Annotated in this window: 26 protein-coding genes, 1 tRNA gene and 1 other RNA gene; 15 read left to right on the top strand and 13 right to left on the bottom strand. The window is 67.8% G+C overall.

The window, feature by feature from the left end:
* The first annotated feature begins 36 nt into the window (after positions 1-36).
* Both greA and AC2S9W_RS18385 read left to right on the top strand, forming a co-directional pair.
* Complete coding sequence (gene greA / locus AC2S9W_RS18390) at positions 37-513, top strand: transcription elongation factor GreA (protein ID WP_067105409.1); 477 nt, start codon at positions 37-39, stop codon at positions 511-513.
* Between the two features lie 13 nt (positions 514-526).
* Positions 527-1,162, top strand: coding sequence for a rhomboid family intramembrane serine protease (locus AC2S9W_RS18385; RefSeq protein WP_067105408.1), 636 nt, complete (start codon positions 527-529; stop codon positions 1,160-1,162).
* Between the two features lie 79 nt (positions 1,163-1,241).
* Here the strand turns inward: AC2S9W_RS18385 and AC2S9W_RS18380 are convergent, their stop codons facing one another.
* The 4 genes from AC2S9W_RS18380 to AC2S9W_RS18365 all read right to left on the bottom strand — a co-directional run bounded on the left by AC2S9W_RS18380 (position 1,242) and on the right by AC2S9W_RS18365 (position 3,995).
* Positions 1,242-1,787: an NUDIX hydrolase gene (locus tag AC2S9W_RS18380; protein ID WP_067105407.1), complete on the bottom strand. Its 546-nt coding sequence runs from the start codon at positions 1,785-1,787 to the stop codon at positions 1,242-1,244.
* A 28-nt stretch (positions 1,788-1,815) separates the two neighbouring features.
* Positions 1,816-2,496, bottom strand: a complete 681-nt coding sequence (locus AC2S9W_RS18375) for a TPM domain-containing protein (protein ID WP_424539891.1) — start codon at positions 2,494-2,496, stop codon at positions 1,816-1,818.
* 13 nt (positions 2,497-2,509) lie between these two features.
* Positions 2,510-3,283, bottom strand: a complete 774-nt coding sequence (locus AC2S9W_RS18370; RefSeq protein ID WP_424539896.1) for a TPM domain-containing protein — start codon at positions 3,281-3,283, stop codon at positions 2,510-2,512.
* Between the two features lie 115 nt (positions 3,284-3,398).
* Positions 3,399-3,995 (bottom strand): LemA family protein, encoded by a 597-nt coding sequence (locus AC2S9W_RS18365; RefSeq protein WP_475282784.1) that lies wholly within the window; start codon positions 3,993-3,995, stop codon positions 3,399-3,401.
* A 123-nt stretch (positions 3,996-4,118) separates the two neighbouring features.
* On the opposite strand from AC2S9W_RS18365, the gene mscL reads away from it, so the two are divergent.
* Both mscL and ssrA read left to right on the top strand, forming a co-directional pair.
* On the top strand, positions 4,119-4,532 hold the full coding sequence (mscL, locus tag AC2S9W_RS18360; RefSeq protein ID WP_067105404.1) for a large conductance mechanosensitive channel protein MscL: 414 nt from the start codon (positions 4,119-4,121) through the stop codon (positions 4,530-4,532).
* Between the two features lie 23 nt (positions 4,533-4,555).
* Positions 4,556-4,913, top strand: a transfer-messenger RNA (tmRNA) gene (ssrA, locus tag AC2S9W_RS18355).
* Positions 4,914-5,117: 204 nt separating this feature from the next.
* Here the strand turns inward: ssrA and AC2S9W_RS18350 are convergent.
* Together AC2S9W_RS18350 and AC2S9W_RS18345 are read right to left on the bottom strand one after the other, a co-directional pair.
* Positions 5,118-5,444, bottom strand: coding sequence for a YnfA family protein (locus tag AC2S9W_RS18350; RefSeq protein ID WP_475283694.1), 327 nt, complete (start codon positions 5,442-5,444; stop codon positions 5,118-5,120).
* Between the two features lie 8 nt (positions 5,445-5,452).
* A complete protein-coding gene (locus tag AC2S9W_RS18345) occupies positions 5,453-5,866 on the bottom strand; it encodes a MerR family transcriptional regulator (RefSeq protein ID WP_475282783.1) in 414 nt (137 codons plus the stop codon).
* A 68-nt stretch (positions 5,867-5,934) separates the two neighbouring features.
* Here AC2S9W_RS18345 and AC2S9W_RS18340 point away from each other — a divergent pair, with 68 nt between their 5' ends.
* Complete coding sequence (locus AC2S9W_RS18340) at positions 5,935-6,567, top strand: cation efflux transmembrane domain-containing protein (protein ID WP_212598739.1); 633 nt, start codon at positions 5,935-5,937, stop codon at positions 6,565-6,567.
* Between the two features lie 4 nt (positions 6,568-6,571).
* On the opposite strand, the gene AC2S9W_RS18335 is transcribed toward AC2S9W_RS18340, so the two are convergent.
* The 4 genes from AC2S9W_RS18335 to AC2S9W_RS18320 all read right to left on the bottom strand — a co-directional run bounded on the left by AC2S9W_RS18335 (position 6,572) and on the right by AC2S9W_RS18320 (position 13,284).
* The gene (locus AC2S9W_RS18335) at positions 6,572-7,417 is read right to left on the bottom strand and encodes a hypothetical protein (protein ID WP_475282782.1); all 846 of its coding nucleotides are present in this window, start codon (positions 7,415-7,417) and stop codon (positions 6,572-6,574) included.
* A 70-nt stretch (positions 7,418-7,487) separates the two neighbouring features.
* On the bottom strand, positions 7,488-8,900 hold the full coding sequence (locus AC2S9W_RS18330; RefSeq protein WP_104959782.1) for an efflux transporter outer membrane subunit: 1,413 nt from the start codon (positions 8,898-8,900) through the stop codon (positions 7,488-7,490).
* Entirely contained in the window at positions 8,900-12,100 is a 3,201-nt protein-coding gene (locus AC2S9W_RS18325; protein ID WP_076076313.1) for an efflux RND transporter permease subunit, read from the bottom strand. Before AC2S9W_RS18325 ends, AC2S9W_RS18330 begins: the two co-directional genes overlap by 1 nt.
* Positions 12,097-13,284: an efflux RND transporter periplasmic adaptor subunit gene (locus tag AC2S9W_RS18320; RefSeq protein WP_234002454.1), complete on the bottom strand. Its 1,188-nt coding sequence runs from the start codon at positions 13,282-13,284 to the stop codon at positions 12,097-12,099. Before AC2S9W_RS18320 ends, AC2S9W_RS18325 begins: the two co-directional genes overlap by 4 nt.
* A gap of 154 nt (positions 13,285-13,438) precedes the next feature.
* Between AC2S9W_RS18320 and AC2S9W_RS18315 the strand changes: the two genes are divergently transcribed.
* Positions 13,439-14,017, top strand: coding sequence for a TetR/AcrR family transcriptional regulator (locus tag AC2S9W_RS18315; RefSeq protein ID WP_169799619.1), 579 nt, complete (start codon positions 13,439-13,441; stop codon positions 14,015-14,017).
* Positions 14,018-14,035: 18 nt separating this feature from the next.
* Here AC2S9W_RS18315 and AC2S9W_RS18310 read toward each other — a convergent pair whose 3' ends face one another.
* The 3 genes from AC2S9W_RS18310 to AC2S9W_RS18300 all read right to left on the bottom strand — a co-directional run bounded on the left by AC2S9W_RS18310 (position 14,036) and on the right by AC2S9W_RS18300 (position 17,858).
* Positions 14,036-16,828, bottom strand: coding sequence for a M14 family metallopeptidase (locus AC2S9W_RS18310; protein ID WP_486571394.1), 2,793 nt, complete (start codon positions 16,826-16,828; stop codon positions 14,036-14,038).
* A 59-nt stretch (positions 16,829-16,887) separates the two neighbouring features.
* Positions 16,888-16,963, bottom strand: a tRNA-Thr gene (locus AC2S9W_RS18305).
* A gap of 22 nt (positions 16,964-16,985) precedes the next feature.
* Entirely contained in the window at positions 16,986-17,858 is an 873-nt protein-coding gene (locus AC2S9W_RS18300; RefSeq protein ID WP_486571393.1) for a hypothetical protein, read from the bottom strand.
* Positions 17,859-17,919: 61 nt separating this feature from the next.
* Between AC2S9W_RS18300 and AC2S9W_RS18295 the strand changes: the two genes are divergently transcribed.
* From AC2S9W_RS18295 to AC2S9W_RS18255, 9 genes are all read left to right on the top strand, one after another.
* A complete protein-coding gene (locus tag AC2S9W_RS18295; protein WP_067105461.1) occupies positions 17,920-18,501 on the top strand; it encodes a NifU family protein in 582 nt (193 codons plus the stop codon).
* 22 nt (positions 18,502-18,523) lie between these two features.
* Positions 18,524-19,117 carry a malonic semialdehyde reductase gene (locus AC2S9W_RS18290; protein WP_076076303.1) on the top strand — a complete coding sequence of 198 codons (594 nt, stop codon included), beginning with the start codon at positions 18,524-18,526 and terminating at the stop codon, positions 19,115-19,117.
* A gap of 15 nt (positions 19,118-19,132) precedes the next feature.
* On the top strand, positions 19,133-19,750 hold the full coding sequence (gene tsaB / locus AC2S9W_RS18285) for a tRNA (adenosine(37)-N6)-threonylcarbamoyltransferase complex dimerization subunit type 1 TsaB (RefSeq protein ID WP_076076300.1): 618 nt from the start codon (positions 19,133-19,135) through the stop codon (positions 19,748-19,750).
* On the top strand, positions 19,747-20,223 hold the full coding sequence (locus AC2S9W_RS18280) for a GNAT family N-acetyltransferase (protein ID WP_076076297.1): 477 nt from the start codon (positions 19,747-19,749) through the stop codon (positions 20,221-20,223). The genes tsaB and AC2S9W_RS18280 overlap by 4 nt, the downstream gene beginning before the upstream one ends.
* A gap of 110 nt (positions 20,224-20,333) precedes the next feature.
* Positions 20,334-20,765: a Ros/MucR family transcriptional regulator gene (locus AC2S9W_RS18275; RefSeq protein ID WP_067105392.1), complete on the top strand. Its 432-nt coding sequence runs from the start codon at positions 20,334-20,336 to the stop codon at positions 20,763-20,765.
* 126 nt (positions 20,766-20,891) lie between these two features.
* Positions 20,892-21,317: a Fur family transcriptional regulator gene (locus AC2S9W_RS18270; RefSeq protein WP_067105391.1), complete on the top strand. Its 426-nt coding sequence runs from the start codon at positions 20,892-20,894 to the stop codon at positions 21,315-21,317.
* Positions 21,286-22,080 (top strand): lysophospholipid acyltransferase family protein, encoded by a 795-nt coding sequence (locus AC2S9W_RS18265; RefSeq protein WP_076076294.1) that lies wholly within the window; start codon positions 21,286-21,288, stop codon positions 22,078-22,080. The genes AC2S9W_RS18270 and AC2S9W_RS18265 overlap by 32 nt, the downstream gene beginning before the upstream one ends.
* 7 nt (positions 22,081-22,087) lie before the next feature.
* A complete protein-coding gene (gene miaB / locus AC2S9W_RS18260; RefSeq protein ID WP_104959781.1) occupies positions 22,088-23,452 on the top strand; it encodes a tRNA (N6-isopentenyl adenosine(37)-C2)-methylthiotransferase MiaB in 1,365 nt (454 codons plus the stop codon).
* 132 nt (positions 23,453-23,584) lie between these two features.
* Positions 23,585-24,592: a PhoH family protein gene (locus AC2S9W_RS18255; RefSeq protein WP_067105388.1), complete on the top strand. Its 1,008-nt coding sequence runs from the start codon at positions 23,585-23,587 to the stop codon at positions 24,590-24,592.
* Positions 24,593-24,912 lie beyond the last annotated feature (320 nt).

Genomic DNA, 24,912 nt, shown 5'->3' with positions numbered 1-24,912 from the left:
GCCGGAACAGGATTTTTGACGAAGGACAATGGGATAATGGCAAGCGTTGAAAAGGTGCCGATGCTGGCGGAAGGCTATGAGAAGCTGAGCGCCCAACTCGCCGCGCTGAAGGCCGAGCGCCCGCAGATCGTCGACGCGATCGAGGAAGCGCGCGCGCATGGCGACCTGTCGGAAAATGCCGAATATCACGCCGCGAAGGAGCGCCAGGGCCAGGTCGAGGCGTCGATCGGCGATCTCGAGGACAAGCTGGCGCGCGCGCAGATCATCGACCCCACGACGCTTTCGGGCGACCGCATCGTCTTTGGCGCGACGGTCACCCTGGCCGACGAGGACGACAAGCCGGTGCGCTACCAGATCGTGGGGCAGGCCGAGGCGGACGCCAAGGAAGGGCGGATCAGCTATAATTCGCCGCTCGGCCGCGCGCTGATCGGCCGCCGCGTCGACGACGAGATCGAGGTCACCGTGCCGTCGGGCGACAAATATTATCTGGTGACGAAGATCGAATTCATCTGACGGACGGACGCGCATGAAGCCGCAGGACGCGCCGCTGGTCACGGGCTATGCGCTGCTCTGCGCGGCGCTGTTCGTCGTGCTGACGCTCAGCGGTTTCCAGACCGAGGCGATCGTGCGCGCGGGCTTCGTGCCGGCGCGCTGGAGCGGCGAGCTGATCCTGCCGCCGGGGCCGTTCGTGCCTTTCGTGCTGACGCCGCTGACCTCTGCCTTCCTGCACGGGAGCCTGCTGCACCTGATCTTCAACCTGGTCGTGCTGCTCTATATCGGGCGGCCGCTCGAAGCGCCGATGGGGACGAAGGCCATCGCGGTCCTGTTGGTCGTCGGCGCCTGCGCCGGCGCATTCGCGCAATGGCTTTCCAACCCCACGTCGGTGGTGCCGATGATCGGCGCGAGCGGCGCGATCTCGGCGCTGATCGCGGTGTTCGCGCTGATCTTCAGCCGGTCGCAGGCGCCGGCGCTCGGGCCGATCCCCAGCCATTGGGTGCGGGCGCTATGGCTCGCCGCAGCGTGGATCGGCGTCCAGTTGCTGATCGGTTTCGCGGGCGGCGCCGGTTTCGGCGCCATCGCCATCTGGGCGCATGTCGGCGGCTTCCTAGCGGGCCTGTTGCTCGCGCGGCCGCTGCTGCGCTGGCGGTTCGGGGGGCGGTGAGCGGCGTTAAAGCTGCATCAACGGGAAGATGAGTCCGGTTTAAGCCGACCGCACCCGCTAACCGCGTTCCGAACGAGCCTCATTCCTCCAGCAAGCCTCCCGCAAGCAGCATCGCGACGCGCACGTCGATGCCGCATCCCTCGGTGCGCTTTGCCGCGACGAAATCGGCGATGCCGGTCAGCGGCACGCGGTGGACGATGATGTCTTCGCCGCCGACTCCGCCGCCGGGGCCGACCCTGGTCAATCCGGTGGCGACGAGCAGGGTGAAGCTCTCGCTGACCATGCCCGGCGAACTGAAGAATTCGCCGACCGTGCGCCAGTGCGCGGCGCGATAGCCGGTTTCTTCCTCCAGTTCGCGCTCGGCCGCCGTTTCCGACGCCTCGCCCGCGCTGTCGTCGCCCACGAGGCCCGCGGGCAGTTCGAGGCAGGGGCGCCCCAGCGGCACGCGATATTGTTCGACCAGCAGGACGTGATGCCCGCTTTCGTCCGCGTCGATCGCGAGGATCACCGCGGCGTGGATGCCGCGCGAGCGCGAGACATATTCCCACGTCCCCTGCTGCCGGACGGTGATGAAGCGGCCCTCCCATCGCGTTTCGATGGGAGCGTCGGGGGCGGGGCGGGACATGGCTTTCCTTTCGCGGCGATGGAGCGCGTCAAAGCTCGATCAGGCGATCGGGCAATTCGTTCGGATTTTCGCTGCCGCGCGGGAAATGTTCGGCGAGTATGACGCCCATGTACGCGACCGCCTCTGCCATGCCTTCGCCGGGCCGGCCGGCGCGCACGCGTTCGATCAGCGCCGCCATCGCGTCGCCCCATACCTCCGCCGGGACTTTCGAGGCGATCGCTTCGTCGGCGACGATGTCGGCGCGATGTTCGCGCAGGCTGAGATAGAGGAGGACGCCGGTGCGGCCGAGCGTCTTCGCCTCCGCCCCGACCTTGAACAGGTCGATCGCGCGGGCACGGACGCGGCCGGCGAGGATCGCGCGCGGCGTCAGCCACAAGCGCAGCGGCCGCCACAGCAGAATCAGCCACATGGCGATCCACTTGAGCACGCCGACTGCAATGACGACGCCAAGCCATTGATTGGCGGTCAGGCCGTGTCCCCAGCCGCCGGTCAGCCGGTCGTAGAGGCCCTGATAGAAATCGGGAAACAGCGCGATCACCGACATGGCGAGGAAGGCGATCACGCTCGCCCAGACAAGCGCGACATCGTCGTAATCATTCGATTGCGCGGCGATGACGGTGACGATCTCGCCGCTCGTCCGCGCTTCGGCGGCGGCGACCGCGGCGGTGACGAGGTCGTGATCGGCGGCGCTGACATGGCTGACTTTCATGCGTTCCGCCTCCCTACCAGCCGCCCGAGGCGCCGCCGCCGCCGAAACTGCCGCCACCGCCCGAAAAACCGCCGAATCCGCCACCGCCGCTCCAGCCGCCGCCGCCGCCCCAAGATGAGCCACGGCCACCGCCGCCCCAGTCATGATCGCCCCAGACGATGATCGGCGCGGCGCCCCACGGGCGATGCTTGCGATGCCGCCGGCCGCGCCGCCCGAAGGCCGAGAGCATCGGCAGGACGAAGAAGAAAAGGATGATAAAACCGATAAAGATGAAGCCGCCGAAGCTGCCGTCATCGGCGCGGTCGCGCTCTGCCTTCGCAGCGGCGGCGGCGCGCGCCGCGGCTTCCTCGGGCGGGAGCGCGATCTGCTGCGCGATCGCGTTCACCCCGGCCTGGATGCCGCCCGGATAATCGCCATCCTTGAAGCGTGGCGTCACCTGATCGCGGATGATCCGCCCCGACAGGGCGTCGGTGAGGATCGGTTCGAGGCCATAGCCGACCGATATGTTCATCCGCCGCTCGTTGGGCGCGATCAGGAAGACGACGCCGTCATTCTCTTCCTTGCCCCCGATGCCCCAGGCGCGGCCAAGCCTGTAGCCGTAATCGGCGACGTCCTGTCCTTCGAGATCGTTGACCGTCGCGACGACGAGCTGGTGCCCGGTCGTCTTTTCGAGCTGTTCGAGTTGGGCGGTGAGGTCCGCTTCCTCGGCCGGCGGGATGATGTCGGCCTGATCGACGACGCGCCCGGTGAGCTGGGGAAAGGTCTGGGCAGCGGCGGGGACCGCCATAAGCAAAGCGAGGAGGAGGGCCGACGTCAGGGCGGCCCACAATCCCGCGAAACCGAAGCCGCCCTCGCGTCCGTTCGTGCTCTGGGCGAACGGGAGAAATGGCATAGCGATGGCCCTATTGCCCGAAATCGACCTTGGGCGCGACGTTGGCGTTGGGCGTCACCGCGCGATAGGGCGTCATCGGCTTCGCGCCGTGGACGATCTTGGCGCCGATGATGTCGGGGAAGGTGCGGATCGTCGTGTTATAATCCTGCACCGCGTTGTTATAGTCCTGGATCGTCACGTTGATCCGGTTCTCCGTGCCTTCGAGCTGGGTCATCAGGTCGGCGAAACGACCCTGGCTCTTGAGGTCGGGATATTGCTCGACGGTGGCGAGCAGACGGCTGAGCGAGCCGGTGACATTGCCCTGCGCCTGCTGGAAGGCCTGCACCTTCGCAGGGTCTTCCAGGTCGTCGGCGGTCAGCTTGATCTGGGTAGCCGAGGCGCGTGCCTGGATGACGCTTTCCAGCGTCGTCTGTTCGATTTTCGCCGCGCCCTTCGCGGTCTCGACGAGATTGGGGATCAGGTCGGCGCGCCGCTGATAGGCGGCCTCGACATTCGCCCATTTCGCCTTGGCGGCCTCTTCCTTGGTGGGAACGCTGTTGATGCCGCAGGCGGACAGCGACAGCGCGGCGACGGGGACGATCATCCAGCGGGCGGAACGCATGGTCATGGTCTCTAAACTCCCTCCGGCGGCGTTTTGCCGCAACAATACACATAATAGGATGACGCTTGCCTTTGCGCAATCGTCGCGGCACCACTCGGCGGTTCGCCCAATTTTCCCGGGAGTGAGAAGATGTTGAACGAGTTCAAGGAATTCATCGCACGCGGCAGCGTCATCGATCTGGCGGTCGGCGTCATCATCGGCGGCGCCTTTGCGACGATCACCGGGTCGCTGACCGAGGACCTGATCATGCCCTTCGTCGGCTGGATATTCGGCGGGGTCGATTTCTCCAGCAAGTTCATCCTGCTGGGCAGCGTGCCCGACGGGATCGCGGCGACCGACTATGCGGCGCTCAAGAAAGCCGGGGTGGCGATGGTCGGCTATGGCGCCTTCATCACCGCGGTGATCAATTTCCTGATCCTCGCCTTCATCATCTTCCTGATGGTGCGCGCGGTGAACCGGCTGCTGCGCAAGGGACCCGAAGCCGCCGCGCCGACCGAGGTCGACCTGCTCACCGAAATACGCGACGAATTGCGGCGGAAATAGCGGCGCGGCGGCGGTCGGCCGCCCACGTTGCAAACCGCCCCGCGGCTCCCTATATCGGCAATGCCGGTTTCGGCCGGCTATGAGGATAAATGGTGTCGTGGAATAGACACAGCGGACCCGGGGGCAGTACCCGGCGGCTCCACCACAAACCCGCGCGCTTTTGAAGGGGTGCGCGGGCTTCTGACGGGGCCGAACCAGGATCGACGTGTGTTCAAAGACGATGTTTTCTTCCGGGCTGAGTAACCCGTTAAAGGCTCAAAACCAATAAGTGCTAACGATAACGAAGCACTCGCTCTTGCTGCCTAACCGATAAGCCTCACGGCCTAAGGTTAGACAAATAGAACGCGGTTCGGACCGAACCGGGCAACAGAATCGGATACCAGCGGCTGGGGACGAGCCGGGCAACAGAATCGTCCCACCTTTCCCCACACGTCCATGCCGATTGCGCTCTCCGCATCATGATTAACCTGTTCCCCGGCGCAAGCCGGGGTCCACGCGGGGCAGTGCCATGCCATCTGGACCCCGGCTTGCGCCGGGGAACGAGCCTTTGTCGGCAGAGGGATGATTTTCCGATCCGAGGGCGCCCTATCCGCGCCCCGGGCCCCACAGGATCAGCGCCGCGCCGCCGAGGCAGATCGCGCCGCCGATCAGGTCCCAACGGTCGGGCGTCACCCCCTCCACCATTTTCAGCCAGACCAGCGAGGCGAGGATGTAGATGCCGCCATAGGCCGCGAAGGCGCGGCCCGCAGCATCGGCGTCGACGCGCGTCAGCGCCCAGGCGAACAGCGCGAGCGACACCGCGCCGGGTGCCAGCCACAGCGGCGATCGGCCGAGGCGCAGCACCGCCCAGAAGGCGAAGCAGCCCCCGATCTCGGCAAAGGCGGCGAGGATGTAGAAGGCGAGGGTGGACAGCGGCGCGGTCACGGATGGTCCGCCGCGCACAGGCGGTGATCGCCGAGCGCCTCGATCACCCGACAATCGCCCGCCAGCCCGCCGCGACAGCGCCCGACGATCCGCTCCAGTTCGTCGCGCAGTGCGGCGAGCTGCGCGATCTTGCTCTCCACCTGCTCCAGATGCGTGCTCGCGATGCGGTCGGCCTCGCCGCAGTCGCGCGCCGGATGATCGGAAAGGTCGAGCAGCGACCGGACCTCGTCGATCGTGAACCCGAGTTCGCGCGAATGGCGCACGAAGCTCAACCGCGCGCGGTGCGCGTCGCCATAGCTGCGGTAATTGGCGGCGGTGCGGTCCGGCGCCGGAAGCAGGCCGATCCGCTCATAATAGCGGATCGTCTCGATATGCGTGCCGGTGGCCCGCGCAAGCTCGCCGATTTTCATCGCTTGACCCCGTAGTTGCTACAGGCTGCATATAGGGCGCCGACTCGAAAACCCAAGGAGGTTCGGTGATGGCCGATTCATGTTGCGCGGGCAAAAGCGGCACCAGCGCGCTCAACGATCCCCGTTGGCGGCGCATCCTGTGGATCGCGCTGGTCATAAACGCCGCGATGTTCGGGGTCGAGATCGTCGCCGGGGTTGCCGCCGATTCGCGGGCGCTTCAGGCCGACGCGCTCGATTTCCTGGGCGACAGCGCCAATTATGCGATCAGCCTGGGCGTCGCGGGCATGGCGCTGACGTGGCGGGCGCGTGCCGCGCTGCTCAAAGCGGCGACGATGCTCGCCTTCGGCCTCTGGGTGCTCGCATCGACGCTGTGGGGATTTCTGAGCGGCAGCAGCCCGCATGCCGAAACGATGGGGATCATCGGCACCGCCGCGCTGGCCGCCAACGTCATCGTCGCGCTGCTCCTCTATCGCTATCGCACCGGCGATGCGAACATGCGGTCGGTATGGATCTGCTCGCGCAACGACGCGCTCGGCAATCTCGCGGTCCTCGCTGCGGCGCTGGGCGTGTTCGGGACGGGGCAGGGATGGCCCGACCTGATCGTCGCCGGGATCATGGCCGCGCTTGCCATCTGGGGCAGCCTCGACGTGTTCCGCCATGCGCGCGGCGACCTGACGGTCGCGGCGCAGGAGGCGCGCTGAGGCGTCAGAAGGCGATGCCGGGTCGCAGTACGATCTGGAAGAAGGCGAGCAGCAGGATCAGCGCCGCCAGCGGCGGGCCGGGGTGCGCGAGAGCATGACCTTCCGCTCCGGCGCGCCGCATGGCGAAGCCGAGCGCTAGCCAGCCGAGCCCGATCAGATGCACGACGATCGGGATCAGCACGACCTCGACCGGTTCGCGCGGGGCGCGGAACGGAATGCACAGCAGCACCGCGACGGCCAGCGCGGCGGCGACTGGCAGCACCGTCGCGCGGCTCGCGGCCCCGCGGCGCAGCGGCCACAGCGGCGCCAATGCACGCCCGGCGGCGAACAGCGCGAACGCCGTCCCGGCGAGCAGTGCGGCGCGAACGCCGGTCCCGGCGCCCAGCCAGGCCAGCGCGCGGCCGACGTCGTTACCCGGGATCAGGCTGCCGACCGCCCATTGGCTCAGCGACTGGAACAGCCCCTCGAACGCCATCCAGAAGGCGAACAGGCGCCAGCCGGGTCGGTCCGGCCCGATCCGCCGCGCCAGCCAGAGGAAGAAAAGCCCGCTCGCCAGCGTCGCGACCGCGCCCGTGGCCTGCAGCAATTCGGCGATGGGCACATCGCCGCGCCAGTCGTGATCATTGTGGTAGAGCACCGGATGCAGCCCCGGCACCAGCGCCTTGGGGAGCACGAGCCCGACCTCCTGCACGAAGAAGGTCAGGTTGAAGGCGAGCGCGCAAAGCAGCGCCGATGCGCCGAAGCCGCGCCACTGCATGGGCTCGCGGCCCGGTGCCTGCGGCAACAGCCAAAGCCCCGCCGCGAGCGGAACGAAGGCGAGCGCGGCGACGAGGGCGATCAGGGTGGTCAAGCCCGGGCTTCCCGCAAGAGCATGATGACATGCCCGGCGTGCGCGGTCATCCGCCCGATCATGTAGCCGATCAACCCGCCGGCGCCTGCCAGCCGCCGCCGAGGGCGAGGAACAGCGCGACGAGGCTGGTCGAGCGCTGCTGCTCCGCCTGCGCGATGCTCGCCCGGATCTGCGCGAGCGAGCGTTCGGCGTCGAGCACGACCTGAAAAGCCTCGCGCCCCGCCTGATAGCGCAGCCGCGCGATACGCGCCGCTTCGCCCGCCTCGTCCGCGGCGCGGCGCAGCGCCGCCAGCCGGTCGAGTTCGCCGGCATAGTTGGCGAGCGCGCTTTCGGTCTCCTGCAACGCCGCCAGCCACGTCCCGTCGAAGGTCGCGAGCGCCGCGTCGGCGCCCGCCTCCGCCTGTTTCAGCCGCGACCGTGCGACCGCGATGTTCGGAAAGCTCCACGAGATCAGCGGGCCGATCGAGAAGCGGAAATTGTCCGAGCGGCCGAGCCCCGACACCGACCCCGCGGTCGATCCGATCGCGCCGCCAATACTGATGCTGGGGTAGAGGTCGGCCGTCGCGACGTTGACGCGGGCCGCCGCCGCCGCGAGCTGACGCTCTGCGCGGCGGATGTCGGGGCGGCGCGCGAGCAGCGAGGCGCCGTCGCCGACCGGGATCGGCCGGTCGAGCTCGGGCGGCGCCTGGCATTGCAGCGCCGCCTGCGGGGCCTCTGCCGGCGGCTTGCCGGTCAGCACCGCAAGGCGATAGAGCGCCGCGGCGCGCTGTGCTTCCAGCGTCGGCAGCGTCGCGCGCGTCTGTTCGAGCAGCGCGCCGGCCTGGCCGGTGTCGAGCCGCGTCGCGCGACCACCCTCGAACAGGCGGCGCGTCAGGTCGAATGTCTGTTCCTGGATGCGCAGCGTGTCATTGGCGACAGCGAGCTGGCGGTTGAACGCGCAGACATCGGCATAGGCGCGCGTGGTTTCCGCCGCGACGGTGATGCGGGTGAGGTCGAAGGCGGCCTGCACTGCGTCGGCGTCGGCGCGGCTCGCGCGGATCGCGCTTTCGACGCGGCCGAACAGGTCGACCTGATAGCCGACGTCGAGACCGACATCATAGCTTTCGCCCTCGACCGGGCCGACGCCGGTGGTCGCGCCCGACTGGCGCGCATAGGTGCCGCCGGCGCCGATGCTGGTCGTCGGCAGGCGGCCCGCCTGCGCTTCCTTGAGCACCGCGCGCGCCTGCGCCAGATTGGCGGCGGCGACGCGCAGGTCGGTGTTCGCGGCCAGCGCCTGCCCGACCAGCGTGTCGAGCGTCGGATCGCCGAACAGGCTCCACCATTCGCCCGGCGGCTGGTCGCCGGTGAAAGCGGGCGACGCGCCAGCTTCGAGGAATGGCACCTGCGAGGGCGCGGTCGGAGTCGGCGACACATAGCCGGGACCGACCATGCAGCCCGACAGCGCGAGCGCGGCGGTTGCGGAGAGAAGGATCGAACGGGTCATCACTGCGCCTCCACCGGCTGTTCGTCGCCTGCGCTGCCGCGCCGCCGCCTGACTCGCGCCTTCACCCGGTCGCCGAGGTGGCGGCAGACGACATAGAAGACGGGGGTGAAGATCAGGCCGAACACGGTGACGCCGAGCATGCCGAAGGTGACGGCGGTGCCGAGCGCCTGGCGCATTTCCTGTCCCGGGCCGCTGGCGACAGCGAGCGGGAGCACGCCGAAGATGAAGGCGAAGCTGGTCATCAGGATCGGCCGCAGGCGCGACCGTGCGGCATGCACCGCCGCCTCCAGCGTGCTCATCCCCTCTTCCTCCTCGCCCTGCTTGGCGAATTCGACGATCAGGATCGCATTCTTCGCCGCCAGCGCGATCAGGACGACGAGGCCGACCTGCGTCAGGATGTTATTGTCCATCCCGCGCAGGTTCACCCCGATCATCGCCGCCAATATGCACATCGGCACGATCAGGATCACCGCGAGCGGCAGCGGCAGCGATTCATATTGCGCCGCGAGCACGAGGAAGACGAACACCACCGCGAGCAGGAAGATCAGCACCGCGCTGCTTCCCGCCGCCTTCTCCTGATAGGCGAGGCCCGTCCATTCATAGGCGAATCCGGCGGGCAGGGTCTGCGCGGCGAGCCCCTCCATCGCGGCGAGCGCCGCGCCTGACGACACGCCCGGTGCCGCCTGTCCCTGCAATTCGACCGCGGGGAAGAGGTTGTAGCGCACGACGCGCGTCGGGCCGCTGTCGTCGCGGAAGCTCGCGACCGACGAAAGCGGGACCATCTCGCCCGACGAGGAGCGAACCTGAAGCCGCCCGACATCCTCGATCCGGCTGCGCGCGGACGGTTCGGCCTGCGCGGTCACGCGGAAGGTGCGGCCGAGGAAGTTGAAGTCGTTGACATAGGTCGAGGCGAGATAGGTGCCGAGCGCGGCATAGACCTGGCTGGGGTCGACGCCGAGTATCTGCGCCTTGTCGCGATCGACGTCGGCGAAGATGCGCGGGCTGCCGGTGTTGAACAACGAAAAGACCTGCGTGACGTCGGGCACCTGCTGCGCACCGCCCATCATCGCCAGCGTCGCTTTTTCGAGGTCCTGATAGCTGCCGCCGCCGGTTGCCTGGATCATCATGGTGAAGCCGTTACCGTTGCCGAGCCCCTGCACCGCCGGCGGGGCGATGACGAAGGCGTTGGCTTCGGGCAGCGCGCCGGCGAGCGCGCCCGACAATTGCTGCGACAGCGCGGTCGCGCTGAGCGCCTTGCCGCGATCGCTCCAGTCGGCGAGGCGGATGAACATCGTGCCCGCGTTCGATGCGGTCGAGAAACTCGCGCCGTCGAGCCCGGCAAAGGTCGAGACGCTTTCGATACCGTCCATCGCCGCCACTGTCTGCTGGGCGCGGGTCAGCACCTCGCTGGTGCGGTCGAGCGACGCGCCGGGAGGAAGCTGGACGACGCCGATCAGCACGCCCTGATCCTGGTCGGGGATGAAGCCCGTCGGCGTGTCGGTCAGGCGCCAGCCGGTGAAGGCGAGGAGCACCGCATAGATGACCAGCATCACGCCGGTCTTGCGCACCAGCTTCGCCGTCGTCTGGCCGTAGCGTTCCGACAGCTTGTCGAACCCTTCGTTGAAGCGGTCCGCCGCGCGGCGGCCGAAGCGCATCACCGGGTTCTTCGGTTCTGCATGCCGACCCTCTTCGTGCGGGCGCAGCAGCAGCGCCGCCATCGCCGGCGACAGCGTCAGCGAGGTGAGCAGCGAGAAGACCGTCGCGGCGGCGATCGTCACCGCGAACTGCTGATAGAAGATGCCGGGGATGCCGGGGACGAAGGCGGTCGGCACGAACACCGCGACGAGCACCAGTGCGATCGCGATCAGCGCGCCCGACACCTCGTCCATCGTCCGGTGCGCGGCCTCGCGCGGGCTGAGGCCCTGCCGGACATGCTTCTCGACCGCCTCGACCACGACGATCGCGTCGTCGACGACGATGCCGACCGCGAGCACGAGTGCGAAGAGCGACAGCGAGTTGATTGAGAAGCCGAGCGCGAGTTGCACCGCGAAGGTGCCGACGAGCGACACGGGGATGGCGACGATCGGAATGATCGCGGCACGCCACGTCTGGAGGAAGACCATCACCACCAGCACGACGAGCAGCAGCGCCTCGACCAGCGTTTCCTGCACCGCGGTCACCGACGCCTGGACATATTCGGTCGGGTTGAACGGAATCTGATATTCGAGCCCCGGCGGGAAATCCTTCGACGCCGCCTCGACTTCCTGCAGCACGAGATTCGCGGCGTCGAGCGCGTTGGCGCCGGGCTGCTGGATCACTGCCATGCCGACGCCGGGCCGGCCGTTGAACACACCGCGCACGCTGTAGTCCTGGCTGCCCAGTTCGACCCGCGCGACGTCCTTCAGCCGGGTGATCGCGCCGTTCTGCGTGTCGGTCTTGATCACGACATCGGCGAATTGTTCGGGGGTGACGAGGCGGCCGGGAACCTCGACCGGCAGCTCGAAGGCGGGATTGCCCTGACCATAGGGCGGGGCGCCGACCGACCCGCCTGCGACCTGGACATTCTGGCTTTGCAGCGCAGCGACGATCTCGGTCGCGGTCAGGTTCCGCGCGGCGGCCTTGTCGGGATCGATCCACACACGCATCGAATAGAAGCCGCCGCCGAAGATCTGGACGCCGCCGACGCCCTTCAGCCGCAACAGCCGGTCGCGCAGCGTCGAATTGGCGTAGTTGCCGACATAATCGGTGTCGATCGCCGGATCGGTTGAGGTCAGCGCGACGATCATCAGGAAGCCGGTTTCCTGCTTGTTCACCTGCACGCCGATCTGGCGCACCTGTTCGGGCAGGCGCGGCTCGGCGAGCGCGACGCGGTTCTGGACAAGCACCTGCGCGGCATCGAGGTCGGTGCCCGGCTGGAAGGTGACGGTGATCTGCGCCATCCCCTGCGTCGAGCTGCTCTGCAGATAGAGCATGTTCTCGACGCCGTTGATCTCCTGCTCCAGCGTCGAGGCGACCGTCTCGGCGATCGTTTCGGACGAGGCGCCGGGATAGGAGGCGGTGATGCCGATCGTCGGCGGCGCGATCTCCGGATATTGGGCGAGCGGAAGCTGCGGATAGGCGAAGGCGCCGATCAGCGTGATGAAGATCGCGATGACCGCCGCGAAGATCGGGCGGTCGACGAAGAAACGGCTGAATTTCACTGGCCGGCGCCCTTCTTCGCCGCCGCGCCCTTTGCCGGGGCCGCGGGCTGGCCCTTGGCGGTGACGACCTTGCCATCGGGGACGATGCGGCCTGCCTCGACCTTGGCGGGCTTGCCGGGCATCGCGCGCTGGATGCCGCCGACGACGACGCGATCCTGCGCGGTCAGGCCCGAGCGGATGACGCGCAGCCCGTCGATCACCGGGCCGAGCGTCACCGGACGTGCCTGCACGACATCCTTGGGGTCGATGACATAGACGAGACGGCGCGCGGCGTCGGTTACGATCGCGGTGTCGGGAACGAGGATCGTGGAGCGGGGCGCCGAAGCGGCGAGCTGGAGCTGGCCGAACAGGCCGGGACGCAGCTTGCCGTCGCTGTTGGCGACCACCGCGCGCACGGTGATCGTGCCCGACCCGGTGCTCAGCGCATTGTCGACGAAGTCTATGCGCCCGGTACGGGTGTAGCTTTCCTCGCCCTGCAGGCGGATGCGCACCGGTGCGTTCTGCAGCGTGTCGCCGCGGCGCTCATATTCGAGCAGGCTCGCCTCCGACCCCTGGAAGCTGAAATGCATCGGGCTGGTCGACACGATCGTCGTCAGGATCGTCTGGTCGGCGGTGACGGCATTGCCGGGGTCGACCAGACGCTGCGACACGCGGCCCGAGATCGGGGCGGTGACACGGGTGAAGCCGACGTTGAGCGCGGCGGCGCGGATCGCGGCCTGCGCGGCGGCGACGTCGGCCTCTCCGGCGCGCACGGCGGCGCGGCGCTGTTCGACCTCCTCGGTGCTGGCGGCCTGCGAGGCGGCGAGCGTCTGCGAGCGCGCCAGTTCGGTCCGTGCGTTGGCGAGCGTCGCCTGTGCCCGCGCAAGCTGCGCGCGCGCCTGGTCGAGCACGGCCTGCGACGGTCGCGCGTCGATGGTGAAGAGAAGCTGGCCGGCGCGGACATACTGGCCGTCGGTGAAATGCGAGCGCTGGAGGTAGCCCGAGGCGCGCGGGCGCACCTCGACGCTGTCGACCGCCTCGAAACGCCCGACATAATCGTCCCATTCGGTAACCTCGCGCACCAGCGGCGTGGCCGCCGTCACCGGCAGCGCGGGCGGACCGCCCTGCGCGTCGTCGCCGCCCGAACAGGCGGACAGCAGCAGCGAAAGCATCAGCGAAAGCGCGAGAGGAAAGCGCAGGGTCATGGCTTGTATCTTTTTTCTGTCAGGACGATGCGGCATCGCGCGGCGAGGGAGGGGGAAGGGGCCGCGCGACGCCGGGGACGCCGACTAATCGCCCTTGCGAGGCAAGTCAACACCTGTTGATTTATTCGCGGAATGCTTTAGGGGCGGCGCCATGGTGAGGACCACACCCATAAGGAAACGCAACCCCGTCGCGACGCGCGCGACGATATTGGCCGCGGCGCACCAGCGCTTCGTGCGCGAAAGCTATGACGGCGTCGGGCTGCGCGACATTGCCAGCGACGCCGGGGTCGATGTCGCGCTGATCGGCCGCTATTTCGGCAGCAAGGAGGGCCTGTTCCGCGAAGTCGTCTTCGCCGACAAGGAAGCCGACCTGTTCCGTGAACCGAAGAGCGCCGCCGACCTGCCAGCCTTCCTCGCCCAGCTCGTTGCCGAGGATGCCGACGAGGATCGGCAGCATCGGATGGAAATGTTCATCATCATGCTGCGCTCCGCTTCCTCGCCCAAGGCGGGGGAGATCATCCGCGACCTCGTCCATCTCGACGTGCTCGGCCCGCTGGCGGAGCTGATCGGCAAGGACGGCGAACTGCGCGCCAACATGCTGCTGTCGATCCTGATCGGGATCGGCGTGCTGCGAAGCATCATGCGCGTCGATGCGCTGTCGCTCGACGACGGCGACCGGGCCGAATGCACCGAACGCTTTCGCTGCCTGTTCGAAGCCGCGCTGACCTGCTGACGCGCGGGACGAAGCGGATTACCGCTTCGCCTCTGCCGCGGCGGGACCGTAGAGCAGGCCGTTGAACAGGAATTTGAAGGTGCCGTGCGATTGCGCGCGCTGGGCGACCTCCGGCCCCATCAGGAACAGCTTTCCGCGGCCAAGGCTGATGTCAGCCACCGCGATCGTGCCGGCCAGCCTTTCCTCGCCGATGGCCCAGCCGCTGCGCAGCGGGTTGCGATCCTCGAACCAGGCGACCTTGCCGTAATCCGTGGCGCCGGGCGCCGGGGTGAAGGTTTGCGAGCGGTTGAAGAAGATGTCGACCGCCTCGGGCAGGCCGTATCCCAGCGGTTGCCGGTTATCGACGCGCGCGCGCAGGATCGACCCGGGAATATAGAAGCTCTTGGTGTCGAGCGCCTTGCGCTCACCGCCGACCTGCCGCACCAGCGCCGGGGCGAGCGGCACCGACAGAAGGTCGGTGAACCGTCCCGCGTTGCCGATCGCGACGACGGTTCCGCCGCCGCGGATAAAGCCGTCGATGGCGGGCGCGATCCGCTCGTCCGAGAGTGTTCCCAGCGTGGCGCGATATTCGGGCGGCGTGTCCTGTTCGGACGGCTGTTTGCCCGCCCGGTCGGTTCCCCACGCCCCCTTCGGCGGCAGCGCGCCATCGGTGAACAGGATCACGTCGAAATCGCGCGCGAGGTTTCCGGCCTCGAGTCGCCTGGGATAGACGGGCTGGAAATCGAACTCGAACTGTTCGAGCAGCCAGCGGGTCCAGCCCGCCGACATCAGCCCGCCATACCGGTCGACGAGGCCGATGCGCACCGGCTTCAGCGGCAGGAGTCCCGCCTCGGGCGCCCGGTCGCTGGCGATCGCGACCAGCCCCAACTCGCGGACGGCCCGCTCGATGACCGGCGTTGCCCCGGGCGAGGCCGGGATCCAGATCGCGCCGGGCCGCAGCGCGTGACCGTTCGCGGTGACCGGCGCGTCGATCCACGCCGGCTTTGCCCCCGCCTTGAGCAGACGGTTGGTCAGGATGAAACTGTTGTTCGTTTCGTGGCCGACGATCCAGCCGGCCTTGCCCTGTCCCTCGATGCGGCCGGGGGGCGGGGACAACAGATCGGGCACGCGCGCGAACGTCCCCTCGATGCCGTCGAGGATGCGGTCGAACCCGATCCCCATCTGATAGGCGAGCGTATAGCCGGTGATGTCGTAGGGCGCCTTCGGCGGACCGCCGGGATATTCGGCGTCGTGCGGATGGTCCTGCGGCTCGAACATGTCGAGGATATGCGGGCGATAGGCCTGCGCGGTGCGCACGATATAGGAGCCCGCCGGATAGGTGTTGCCCCCCGCCGTGAACGGCGCGGCGGCCTGCTCGACATCGACGCCGTTCTTGATCAGCGCATTGAGGAAGGCGACCGCGGTTGGCATGTCGGCCTGTCCCGCCGGGATCACATAGGCGCGCGGATCGCGCTCCTCGGGCCGCTGCGTCAGGGCGGTATAGAGCGCCGGGTCGACCTTCTTCGCGCTGCCCGGGCGCGCGTCCTTCTGGTCCAGTGGTGCGGCGTCGGCGAGGCGCTGGACCTTGGTCGGCGTCATCGTCCAGCTGTCCCTGCTGCCCTTCTCGATGCTGTTCGCCCCCATCCGCCAGATGTTGAAGAGCAGCCGCTCGCGATTGCGCGACGCATAGTCGATGACCGCCCGGTTGAGCGTCCATTGATAGTCGAGCGAATCCTGCAGATGCCAGGCGCGCGGCGCGATCGGCATCATCTCGTCGCCGCGCGGCAATTGCGTCGCGGGGACCAGCGGTATCTTCGTCGGCGTCGGGCCGCCGATGATCTCAGTCAGCAGGCCGATGCTGTTGTGGAAATAGGAGACCGAGCGCTCCATGCCGTTGTGCCACGTCGAATAGGGCGCCGCGCTGCGCGTGCCCGATCCCGCCTTGCCCTCTGCGATCAGGCGCGAATGCATGGCGAAGCCGACCTCGTTCAGCATCGCCATCACGATCGGATCATAGTTGAAGTTGAAGGGGTCGCGGAACGGCGGCACGAACACCACCATCCCCTCGGGGCCGGTCTGGTGCTGGTTGTAGACGATCTGCGGATACCATTGGCGGAACAGGACGCGGTTGACGTTCTCGGTCTCCGGCATCGCCGCCATGAAGCTGTCGCGGTTGTTATCGTGACCGACATATTTCTGGTAGAGCCGCGGCAGCGTCGCATACTCGCGCTTTGCCGGGTCGGCGTGGCGCATGTACCAGTTGCTGACCAGTTCCATCCCGTCGGGATTGTCGTGTGCGAACAGGATGATGCAGTCGTCGAGCATGCGCAGCGTTTCGGGATCGGACTGGCTGAGCATGCGGTGGATGATCTGAATCTGCCCCTGCGACGTCACCGTCTCGGTGGCATGGAGACCGGCGTCGATCCACACGACGGCCTTGCCGCGCGCCGCCAGCCGGTGCGCCTCGGCCTCGTCGATGCCCTCCGCCTTTGCCAGCCTTCGCGCAATGTCCCGATATTCGTCGAGCCGCGCGAGGTTGGCGGGGGAGGAGACGACCGCCATCCACTGGGTACGACCTTCGGCGGTCTTGCCGATGTCGACCAGCTTCATCCGGTCCGTCTCGCCGGCGAGGCGCTTCAGATAGGCCTCATATTCGCTGTAGTTCGCGAGATAATAGTCGCTTCCCGGCGACTGCTTGAAGAAATCGGCCGGCGCGGTGACGGTGGCGGTCGCGGTGCCCGCTTCGGCGGCCTGCTGCGCGAGCGTAGATCCCATCGGCAGCGTTGCCGCGAACAGGGCTGCGGCGATGGCGACCGAAGGATGATGGCGCATGAACGACTCCGGTTAAACTGATGGCGGGCGAAGGTGCGACCGGCGGGATGCCGTATCGCTGGTGCCGGCTGTCGGACTCGAACCGACGACCTACCGCTTACAAGGCGGTTGCTCTACCAACTGAGCTAAGCCGGCACGCGGCGTTTCGCCCTTTGCTTCAAATGATGCCGAAGGTCCAGCCTTCGGTGCGTGCGACGGCATCGGTCAGCGGGGTGGGGGACCAGGGGGCGGCGTCCGGCGCGATCGCGCGCAGCCAGGCGGCGGTGAGCAGCGCGTCGCTCGTATGGTCGCTGATCGGGCCGACGAAGCCCGCGGGCGGCGACCCCAGCGCCGCGAGCGCGGCATCGAGTGTGGTGCCGTCGCGAATCTTGCTGCGTCCCGGCGCCATGCCCGCCGCGCGCGCGGCGAGGCTGGTATAGATTTCGACGAGCAGCGGACCGTGCGCGGGCACCGGATCGACCGGCCACAGCGGCAGGCGGCCGGCGAGACGATGGAGCAGGCGCATGCCGCTGAGGCTCGCCTTGCCGACCTGTGCCGCGCCGACGAGGTTGAAGTTGCTGACGCTCGCCGCCTGGCGCGTCGCGCGCTGGTGATGCTCGACGATGCGCAGCCGGCCGGCGCCGGGCTCGAACAGATCGCCGACCTCGCCCCCCGGGTGTCGGAAATGACGCCGCGCCTCTGGGTGAGCCAGGAAGCCGCCCGCTTCGTGATGTGGATCGCCCGCCGCCAGCCGCTCGACGAGCGCCCAAAGGTCGCGAATCCGGTCCGGGCTGTTGCGCCAGCCGGGAAAATAGGCGTCGCGGTCGGCGAAGGCGAAGGCGGCCGAGAAATCGAAACCGATCAGCATGTCCGCGTCCGCGGCCAGCAGCGATTCGAGCCATGCGAGCACTTCGCCCCGCGACCAGACATGACCGGGACGGACCAGCCGCGGCGCCGCCGCGCCGCTCGCTACCGCCAGCGCGATCCCCTTGTGCCGCGCGCCGCGGGCGCCCGACCAGTCGATGGCGGCGAAATGGGAAAAGCGGCGCATGCGCCTTCATAGAATTATCTCATTCCTTGCACAAAGCGCGCGGGCGTCCCACATGCACGCCATGCTGATCGAAACCGAATCGACGCCCAACCCCGCGACGCTCAAATTCCTGCCCGGCCGGCCGGTGATGGACATGGGAACCCGCGACTTCGCCAGTCCCGAGGAAGCCGAAGCGTCGCCGCTCGCCACCGCGTTGTTCGCGCTCGGCGACGTGACCGGTGTCTTCTTCGGCCGCGACTTCATTTCGGTGACGATCGCGCCCGGTGCCGCATGGGGCGATGTGAAGCCCGACGTGCTGGGCATCATGGTCGATCATTTCCTGGCCGACATGCCCCTGTTCCATCCCCCGAGCGCCACGGGCATCGCGGTTCCGGCGGAGGAAGAGGAAGGCGGGTTCGCCGACGACCCAGCCGATGCCGACATCGTCGCGCAGATCAGGGAGTTGATCGAGACCCGCGTCCGCCCCGCGGTCGCCAACGACGGCGGCGACATCATCTATCGCGGGTTCGACAAGGGGAATGTCTATCTGAAGATGCAGGGTGCCTGTTCGGGCTGTCCGTCTTCGACCGCGACGCTCAAGAACGGGATCGAGACGCTGCTAAAGCATTATGTTCCCGAAGTGACGGCGGTTCACGCCATCTGAATCCAGCCACAGGAGTATCCCGATGAGCGAGCCGCTTGCCGACAGCGCCCTCGACCAGCTTTTTCGTGCCGCGCGCACCTATAACTTTTATCTCGACCGGCCGGTGTCGGAGGATCAGCTGCGCGCCATCTGGGACCTGATGAAATATGGCCCGACGAGCGCGAACAGCCTGCCGGCGCGGATCGTCTGGTGCGTGTCGGACGCGGCGAAGCAGAAGCTGGCGGCGCTCGCCATGCCGGCCAATGCCGAGAAGATATTGAAGGCGCCGGTCACCGCGATCATCGCGATGGACCATGAATTCTACGAGCATCTGCCCGAACTGTTCCCGCACACCGACGCGCGGAGCTGGTTCGTCGGCAATGCGGCGCTGGCGCAGACGACGGCGTTCCGCAACGCAAGCCTGCAGGGTGCCTATTTCATCATGGCGGCCCGCGCGCTCGGGCTCGATACCGGCCCGATGTCGGGCTTCGATAATGCGGGGGTCGACGCGGCCTTCTTTGCCGATACGCCGAACGTGAAGAGCAATTTCATTGCGACGCTGGGCTATGGCGATCCGGCGAGCATCTTCGAGCGCAGCCCGCGGCCCGATTTCGGCCGCTTCAATCGCATCGCCTGACCGCGCGCGGCATCGATGCGGCGCCTGGTCATCGATTCGGCGAGCGAAGCCTGCTCGGCGGCGCTGCTGGACGGGGAGCGGGTCGTCGATTTCCGGCATGAAATCATCCGGCGTGGCCATGCCGAACGGCTGGTGCCGCTGATCGCCGAACTGACGGACGGCGGCCGCGCCGACGCGATCGCGGTCGGCTGCGGCCCGGGCAGCTTCGCGGGCGTGCGCATCGGCGTCGCCGCGGCGCGCGCGCTGGCGCTCGGCTGGCGCATCCCGGTGCAGGGCTTTTCGACATTGGCGCTGGTCGCGGCAGGGGCGGCGGAAGCGGTCGCGGTGGCGGACGGCGCGCTGGTGGTGATGGAAGGCGGGCACGGCCAATGGTTCGTGCAGCCCTTCGGCGCCGATCTCACGCCCCGCGCTCCGGTGCGCTCGCTGCTGCCCGACGAGGCGGCCACGTTCGATGCGGCGCTGGCGGTCGGTAACCGCGCCGAAGCCTTTGTCGCGCGGCGCGGGTCGGGCCGGGCGCTGCCGATGCTGCCCGACGCCCGCCATGCCGCCGCGTTACCCCCCGCCGCCTTTTTCGCCGATCCCAGCCCGATCTATGGCCGCGACCCCGATGCGAAACCGATGGTGACGCGATGATGGGGGGTCTGCGCCTCGCGCCGGCTAAAATCGCCGACATCGGCGCGGTGATGCGTGTGATGGAGGCGGCGTTCGATCCGGCCTATGGCGAAGCATGGAGCAGCGCGCAGATGCTCACGCTGTTCGCGCTGCCGTCGGCGCGCGTCGCGCTCGCCTGGGACGGGGAGGTGCCCTGCGGCTTCTATGCCGCGCGCGTCGCGGGCCCCGAAAGCGAATTGCTGCTGCTCGCCGTCGTGCCCGACCGGCGCGGGCGCGGAATCGGCGCACGCCTGATCGACGACTGGCGGCAATGGGCGTCGGATCAGGGCGTGTCCGACTATTTCCTCGAAATGCGTGCCGACAATGACGCTGTTCATCTTTACACCCGCGCCGGCTTTTCTGAATGTGGCAGGCGAAATGCCTATTATAGAGGCGGCGATGGATTGGTCCGCGATGCGATTACCATGCGGCGATCGGACATAGCCGAAGAATAGATACGATTCGTCTTGCGACGGAACGATCCCGATGCCACTATAGGCATCGGGACGCAGAGATATACTATGAGGCATTCCTGCCTCCGGTTCATACGATAAGGAACAAGCTCATGTCGGATCAGGCCGATACCAATGAAATGCTCGTGACGCTGACCGCCGACATCGTCGCGGCACATGTCAGCAACAACAGCGTCGCGATTTCGGACCTTGCGATGCTGATCAATAATGTCCACGCCGCGTTGTCGGGGCTCGGCACCCAACCGGAGCCCGAGGAAAAGCCGGTCCCGGCGGTGTCGATCCGCGCGTCGGTGAAGCCCGACCATATCGTCTGCCTGGAGGACGGCCGGAAGCTGAAGATGCTGCGCCGCCACCTGATGACGCATTACGGCATGACCCCCGACGATTATCGCGCCAAGTGGGGCCTGCCCGCCGACTATCCGATGGTCGCCCCCAGCTATGCCGAGAAGCGGCGCGCGCTCGCGAAGGAGATCGGCCTCGGCACCAAGGGGCGCGGCGGCGGTCGCAAGCGCAAGAAAGCCTGAATTTTAGCGCCGGCGGAAAGGAAGGGGGCGACGACCGCAAGGCCGCCGCCCTTGTCCTATCGGCCGGGCGACCCTATACAGTCGGCATAAGAACAGGCACGGCTGCTTCTTGCAGGAAAGGCTCCCATGTCCGGTACGATCGATCTTGAGGCCCTGTGCCACGAAAAGGGTCTGCGCATCACCGAGCAGCGCCGGATCATCGCCCGCGTGATTTCGGATTCGGAGGATCATCCCGACGTCGAAACGCTGTACGAGCGCGCGTCGAAGATCGACAGCGGCATCTCGATCGCCACCGTCTATCGCACCGTCCGCCTGTTCGAGGAGGCCGGGATTCTCGACCGCCACGATTTCGGCGACGGCCGGTCGCGCTACGAGGCGGCGCCCGAGGCGCATCACGACCATCTGATCGATGTCGAGACCGGCCGGGTCATCGAGTTCGTCGATCCCGAGCTGGAGGCGTTGCAGAAGGTGATCGCCGAGCGGCTCGGCTATCGCCTCGTCGATCACCGGATGGAGCTTTATGGCGTCGCCATCGATCGCAAGCGCGACTGATCGCGCTCCGGTCACCTGGCGCACGGTCTGCCGGCTGGCGCTGATGGTGGTAGTGCTGCTGTTCCTGATCGTTCCGCATCTTTGCTATCGCGCGGTGGGGCGGCCGTCGCCGATGGTCATGGCCTTCCTGAACACCGCGGGCTGGATCGCGGGGCTGCGCATCCGCACCACCGGCACCCGCCTGCGCCGCGACGTGCTGTTCGTGTCGAACCATGTGAGCTGGCTCGACATATTGGCGCTGGGCGGCGCCGCGCGGTCGGCCTTCGTGTCGAAGGCGGAGGTGGAGACGACGCCGCTGGTCGGCTGGCTCGCCGACCAGAATCACACCGTCTATATCCAGCGCGAGGCGAAGCGCGAGATCCACAACCAGACGAACGCGCTGCGCAGCGCATTGGCGCAGGGAAGGCCGGTGACGCTGTTTCCCGAGGGGACGACGGGGCCGGGCGATGGCCTGCTGCCCTTCCGTCCCTCGCTGCTCCAGGCCGTCATCCCGACGCCGCCGCGGCTTCAGGTCCAGCCGGTGTTCCTCGATTATGGCGAGGAAGCGCCCGACATCGCGTGGCTGGACCCCGAATCGGGGCTCGACAATTTCAAGCGGATGCTCGCGCGGCGGCGCCAGGTTGCGCTGACCATCCACTATCTCGATCCGCTGCCCGACGAGATGGAGAGCGACCGCAAGCTGCTGGCCGAGGCGGCGCGCAGCGCGATCGTCGCGTGCATGGAAACGGCGCGCCCTTCCGCGACGGCACGGCATCGCCTATAGCGCGCCGATGACATTCGACTCTCCCGCCCGCAAGCCTGTCCCGGGTCCCGGCAAGACCTTTCGCGTCAAATCCTTCGGTTGCCAGATGAACGTCTATGACGGCGAACGCATGGCCGAGATGCTGGAGGCCGGGGGCTATGCCGCCGCCGCCGAGGGTGCCGACGCCGACCTCGTCGTCCTCAACACCTGCCACATCCGCGAAAAGGCGGCCGAGAAGGTTTATTCGGACATCGGCCGGCTGAAGCGCGAGGACGGCAGCCGTCCGACGATCGCGGTCGCGGGCTGCGTCGCGCAGGCCGAAGGGGCGGAGATCGCGCGCCGCGCGCCGAGCGTCGATGTCGTCGTCGGTCCGCAAGCCTATCACCGCCTGCCCGACCTGATCGCCCGCGCCCAACGGGGCGAGAAGGCGATCGACCTCGACATGCCGCTCGACAGCAAGTTCGGCGCGCTGCCGAAGCGCGCCGGCGGCCAGCGCCCGACCGCTTTCCTGACCGTGCAGGAGGGTTGCGACAAATTCTGCACCTATTGCGTCGTGCCCTACACGCGCGGCGCCGAGACGAGCCGGCCCTTCGCGGACCTGATCGCCGAAGCGCGCGCGCTGGTCGCGGGCGGGGTGCGGGAGATCACGCTGCTTGGCCAGAATGTCAACGCGTGGGACGGCGAGGACGAGCGGGGGCGCGCGATCGGGCTCGACGGGCTGATCCGCGAACTGGCGAAGGAGGACGGGCTCGAACGCATCCGCTATACGACCAGCCATCCGAACGACATGACCGACGGGCTGATCGCCGCGCATGGCGAGGTCGACAAGCTGATGCCCTTTCTCCACCTGCCGGTGCAGGCGGGCAGCGATCGCATCCTCGCGGCGATGAACCGCAGCCATAGCGTCGAATCCTATTTGCGGGTCATCGAGCGCGTCCGCGCCGCGCGGCCCGACATCGCGATCTCCGGCGACTTCATCGTCGGCTTTCCGGGCGAGAGCGAAGCGGATTTCGAGGCGACACTCGCCATCGTCCGCTCCACGCAATATGCGATGGCCTACAGCTTCAAATATTCGCGCCGTCCCGGCACCCCCGCCGCGACGATGGACGGACAGGTCGAAGAGGGGGTGATGAACGACCGGCTCCAGCGGCTTCAGGCGCTGCTCAACGAACAGCAGCAGGCGTTCAACGAGCGGACGGTGGGGCGGGCGACGCGCCTGCTCCTCGAACGTCGCGGCAAGCATGACGGCCAGCTCATCGGCAAGTCGCCCTGGCTCCAGTCGGTGCACGTCACCGCGCCGGGGCTCGCGATCGGCGACATGGTCGAGGTGCGGATCACGTCCGCCGGTCCCAACAGCCTGGGGGCCGAACCTTTGATGGAAGCCGTCGCCTAGTGGCGGCGCTGTGGCCGTTTTCTGTATGGGTCCCCGCGAAGGCGGGGACCCAGAGCGGCCTTGCGCGTTTCTTCGCCGGGTCCCCGCCTTCGCGGGGACACAAGTCGCATTAAACCAAGGAGTCCTGCCCACGTGTCCAAACGCCCGCTGACCGCCGCAACGCCCGCCGAACCCGGCGACCGCGTCCGATTGACGGCGGAGTTCGAGCGGACACAATTGTTGGGCATCCTCTTCGGCGAGTTCGACCGCAATCTCGTCGCGATCGAGAACCGGCTCGGCGTCTATATCTCGGCGCGCGGCAACCGGGTGCAGATCGAGGGGGAGGCCGAGGCCGCGGCGCGGGCGCGCGACGTGCTCACTGAACTCTATGGCCGGATCGAGCGTGGCGAGGAGATCGACGTCGGGCTGGTCGACGCGGTGATCGCGATGACCGCGCAGCCGACGCTCGACGGCATCATCCGCCACGAAGCGGCGGAGGCGCCGGCGGTGATGATCCGCACGCGCAAGAAGACGATCGTCCCGCGCGCGCCGTCGCAGGTCCCCTATATGCAGGCGCTGGCGCGCGACGACGTGATCTTCGCGCTTGGTCCGGCGGGCACCGGCAAGACCTATCTCGCGGTCGCGCAGGCGGTCGCGCAGCTCATCACCGGCAGCGTCCAGCGCCTGATCCTGTCGCGCCCCGCGGTCGAGGCGGGCGAGAAGCTCGGCTTCCTGCCCGGCGACATGAAGGAAAAGGTCGATCCCTATCTGCGCCCGCTCTACGACGCGCTCCACGACTGCCTGCCCGCCGAGCAGGTCGAGCGCCGGATCGCGAGCGGCGAGATCGAGATCGCGCCGCTCGCCTTCATGCGCGGCCGCACGCTCGCCGACGCCTTCATCATCCTCGACGAGGCGCAGAACACCACCATCCCGCAGATGAAGATGTTCCTGACGCGCTTCGGCATGAACAGCCGCATGGTGATTTGCGGCGACCCCAAGCAGGTCGACCTGCCCGCACCCGCGACGTCCGGGCTGGCCGACGCGGTCGCGCGGCTCGAAGGGATCGAGGGGATCAACGTCAGCCGCTTCACCGCCGCCGACGTCGTCCGCCACCCGATCGTCGGGCGGATCGTCGAGGCCTATGAGGGACCGGGGGCTTAGGGCCGATCAGCATTCCGCTCTGACGGTCTTCCGGTGCTCGCGGCTGGGTGTCCCCGCGCAGGCGGGGGGGCATTCTGACACCGGCGCAGCCGTTTCGCCGCTCTGGGCTCCCTCCTTCGCGGGAGCACGTGGATTTTCACGCAAAGGCGATTCGTCTTTTCAATGATTGCGGAATTCGTCCTCGCTGCCTTGGCGAGCTTGCTCCCTTTCTCGGCATGGCGGCGCGGCCTGCCGCATGGCTTTCAACGAAAGCCGCGCATATCCGAAAAGCGAAAGAGCCATGCGAAGGCTGGCACGCCGCGATATTTTAGGAAAGTCCT

It is taken from the genome of Sphingopyxis sp. 550B, from assembly GCF_057401805.1.
Note: the sequence above shows the minus strand (reverse complement) of the source record. Positions and strands in the feature narration are given on the sequence as shown.

Coding starts and splice junctions, on each gene's coding strand:
- greA (WP_067105409.1), top strand. CDS start 37: ATGGCAAGCGTTGAAAAGGTGCCGATGCTGGCGGAAGGCTATGAGAAG.
- AC2S9W_RS18385 (WP_067105408.1), top strand. CDS start 527: ATGAAGCCGCAGGACGCGCCGCTGGTCACGGGCTATGCGCTGCTCTGC.
- AC2S9W_RS18380 (WP_067105407.1), bottom strand. CDS start 1,787: ATGTCCCGCCCCGCCCCCGACGCTCCCATCGAAACGCGATGGGAGGGC.
- AC2S9W_RS18375 (WP_424539891.1), bottom strand. CDS start 2,496: ATGAAAGTCAGCCATGTCAGCGCCGCCGATCACGACCTCGTCACCGCC.
- AC2S9W_RS18370 (WP_424539896.1), bottom strand. CDS start 3,283: ATGGCGGTCCCCGCCGCTGCCCAGACCTTTCCCCAGCTCACCGGGCGC.
- AC2S9W_RS18365 (WP_475282784.1), bottom strand. CDS start 3,995: ATGACCATGCGTTCCGCCCGCTGGATGATCGTCCCCGTCGCCGCGCTG.
- mscL (WP_067105404.1), top strand. CDS start 4,119: ATGTTGAACGAGTTCAAGGAATTCATCGCACGCGGCAGCGTCATCGAT.
- AC2S9W_RS18345 (WP_475282783.1), bottom strand. CDS start 5,866: ATGAAAATCGGCGAGCTTGCGCGGGCCACCGGCACGCATATCGAGACG.
- AC2S9W_RS18340 (WP_212598739.1), top strand. CDS start 5,935: ATGGCCGATTCATGTTGCGCGGGCAAAAGCGGCACCAGCGCGCTCAAC.
- AC2S9W_RS18330 (WP_104959782.1), bottom strand. CDS start 8,900: ATGACCCGTTCGATCCTTCTCTCCGCAACCGCCGCGCTCGCGCTGTCG.
- AC2S9W_RS18320 (WP_234002454.1), bottom strand. CDS start 13,284: ATGACCCTGCGCTTTCCTCTCGCGCTTTCGCTGATGCTTTCGCTGCTG.
- AC2S9W_RS18310 (WP_486571394.1), bottom strand. CDS start 16,828: ATGCGCCATCATCCTTCGGTCGCCATCGCCGCAGCCCTGTTCGCGGCA.
- AC2S9W_RS18300 (WP_486571393.1), bottom strand. CDS start 17,858: ATGCGCCGCTTTTCCCATTTCGCCGCCATCGACTGGTCGGGCGCCCGC.
- AC2S9W_RS18295 (WP_067105461.1), top strand. CDS start 17,920: ATGCTGATCGAAACCGAATCGACGCCCAACCCCGCGACGCTCAAATTC.
- AC2S9W_RS18290 (WP_076076303.1), top strand. CDS start 18,524: ATGAGCGAGCCGCTTGCCGACAGCGCCCTCGACCAGCTTTTTCGTGCC.
- tsaB (WP_076076300.1), top strand. CDS start 19,133: ATGCGGCGCCTGGTCATCGATTCGGCGAGCGAAGCCTGCTCGGCGGCG.
- AC2S9W_RS18280 (WP_076076297.1), top strand. CDS start 19,747: ATGATGGGGGGTCTGCGCCTCGCGCCGGCTAAAATCGCCGACATCGGC.
- AC2S9W_RS18275 (WP_067105392.1), top strand. CDS start 20,334: ATGTCGGATCAGGCCGATACCAATGAAATGCTCGTGACGCTGACCGCC.
- AC2S9W_RS18270 (WP_067105391.1), top strand. CDS start 20,892: ATGTCCGGTACGATCGATCTTGAGGCCCTGTGCCACGAAAAGGGTCTG.
- AC2S9W_RS18265 (WP_076076294.1), top strand. CDS start 21,286: ATGGCGTCGCCATCGATCGCAAGCGCGACTGATCGCGCTCCGGTCACC.
- miaB (WP_104959781.1), top strand. CDS start 22,088: ATGACATTCGACTCTCCCGCCCGCAAGCCTGTCCCGGGTCCCGGCAAG.